At 65.7% G+C, this 1,898-nt stretch carries 2 protein-coding genes; both read right to left on the bottom strand.

Translation table 11 applies throughout. The annotated features are described in order from the left end of the window. Positions 1–141 precede the first annotated feature (141 nt). Positions 142–981: a carbohydrate ABC transporter permease gene (locus ACFU8Q_RS41255; RefSeq protein WP_384465283.1), complete on the bottom strand. Its 840-nt coding sequence runs from the start codon at positions 979–981 to the stop codon at positions 142–144. Then, on the bottom strand, positions 971–1,864 hold the full coding sequence (locus ACFU8Q_RS41250) for a carbohydrate ABC transporter permease (protein WP_384465286.1): 894 nt from the start codon (positions 1,862–1,864) through the stop codon (positions 971–973). Before ACFU8Q_RS41250 ends, ACFU8Q_RS41255 begins: the two co-directional genes overlap by 11 nt. Positions 1,865–1,898 lie beyond the last annotated feature (34 nt).

The following is a 1,898-nucleotide window of genomic DNA, read 5'->3' as shown; positions in this document are numbered from 1 at the left end:
GGTCGGCGGCGGTCCGCAGCACCGCGTCCGGGCCCTGCGCGGCCGGGGTGTCGGCTCGCGCCTGGTCGAGCACGGCGCCGTCGGGTCCGACGAGGGCGGCCAGCGTCTTGGTGCCGCCGATGTCAATGCCGAGCGTGGCGTTCACTTCAGCCCCGTATGGGCGAGGCCCTCGATGAACTGCTTCTGGGCGACGACGAACACAACCAGCACCGGGATCGCGGCCAGCGACGCCGCGGCGAGCTGGACGTTCCACATGGGCCCGCCGTAGGCGTCCACGTACTGGGTGAGTGCCTGCGGCAGGGTGAACTTCTCCGGCGAGGAGAGGTACACCACAGGTTCCAGGTAGAGGTTCCAACTCTGCAGGAAGGTGAAGATCCCGACGGCGCCGAGCGCCGGCCTGGCCAGCGGCAGGGCGATCCGCCAGAACGTGCCGAAGTAGCCGATGCCGTCGATCCGGGCGGCCTCCTCCAGTTCGTGGGGCAGGCTGATGAAGAACTGCCGCATGATGAACGTGGCTAGGACGCTCGGTGCGCCGAAGATCGGCACCAGGATCAGCGGCCAGTGGGTGTTGATCAGGCCGAGGTCGTTGAATATCTGGAAAAGCGGGACGATGGTGACCTCGCTCGGGATGAGCAGGCCCACCAGCACCACCAGGAAAAGTACGTTCTGGCCGCGGAATTTGATACGGGCGAAGGCGTACCCGGCGAGCGAGGACACGATCATCGTCCCCACAGTCACCAGCGCGGCGATGTAAACGCTGTTGACGTACTGCCGGACGAACGGGCGCCCGTCGAAGACCTCCCGGTAGGCCGACACCGTCGGGTTGGTCGGCACGAGCTGTGGCGGGTAGGAGAAGATGTCGCCGACGGGTTTGAACGACGACGTCACCATCCACCAGGTCGGGAAGACGAAGGGGATCACGAGCACGCAGAGCAGGCCGTACAGGGCGACTCGGGTGCGCAGCGGGACTTTACGATTCATAGAAGACCCACCTCTTACGCAACTGCCACTGGAACACGGTGAGCGCCAGCACGATCAGCAGCAGCAGGATGGACAGGGTTGCGCCGTAGCCGAAGTGATGGAACTGGAAAGCCTGCTGATAGAGGTAGTAGACGAGCACGGTGGTGGACAGCTTTGGGCCACCCTGGGTGAGCACCGCGATCTGCGCGAACACCTGGAGCGAACCCACGATGGTGATCACCGACGTCAGCAGGATCGTCGGGCTGATGAGCGGCAGGGTGATGGACCGGAACCGGGTCCATGAGCCCGCACCGTCAACCCGCGCCGCCTCGTAGAGCTCCTTGGGCACGCCCTGGAACGCGGCCAGGAACAGCACCATGTTCAGACCGACGTTCTTGAAAACCTGCACGACGATGACCGAGAACATGGCTGAGCCCTCGCCGCGCAGCCAGTTGGGTCCGTCGATGCCGACCGCGCGCAGCAGGCCGTTGATGCCGCCGTCTGCCTGGAGCAGGAAGCCCCACACGATGGTCCAGGCGACCAGCGACACCACGACGGGAGAGAAGAACAGCGTGCGGAACACGGTCATCCCGCGCAGTTTCTGGTTGAGCAGGACGGCGAGCGCCAGGGCCAGGCAGAGGTTGAGCACCACCAAGCCGGCCGAGAACAGGGCCGTGGACTTCAGTACCTGGGGCAGGTTGGCGTCGTCCAGTAGCTTGGTGTAGTTGTCACCACCGGTGTAGTGAGACTCGCCGGCAAGCACGTTCCACTCGTGCAGGCTGAACCGGAAGACCAGGGCGATGGGCAGCAGCACGAACACGACGCTGCCGAAGAGCTGGGGGGAAATGAACGCGAGACCGGCGAGCTGGTCGCGTCGGCGCCGGGTCCAGAACGGACGTCGCACCGGCTGCCCCGCGGTGGCGGACGCGCCCTTGGGC

Source organism: Streptomyces sp. NPDC057543, from assembly GCF_042801895.1.
Lineage (GTDB): Bacteria > Actinomycetota > Actinomycetes > Streptomycetales > Streptomycetaceae > Streptomyces.
This window is presented reverse-complemented; position numbering and strand designations above follow the sequence as displayed.

Coding starts and splice junctions, on each gene's coding strand:
- ACFU8Q_RS41255 (WP_384465283.1), bottom strand. CDS start 981: ATGAATCGTAAAGTCCCGCTGCGCACCCGAGTCGCCCTGTACGGCCTG.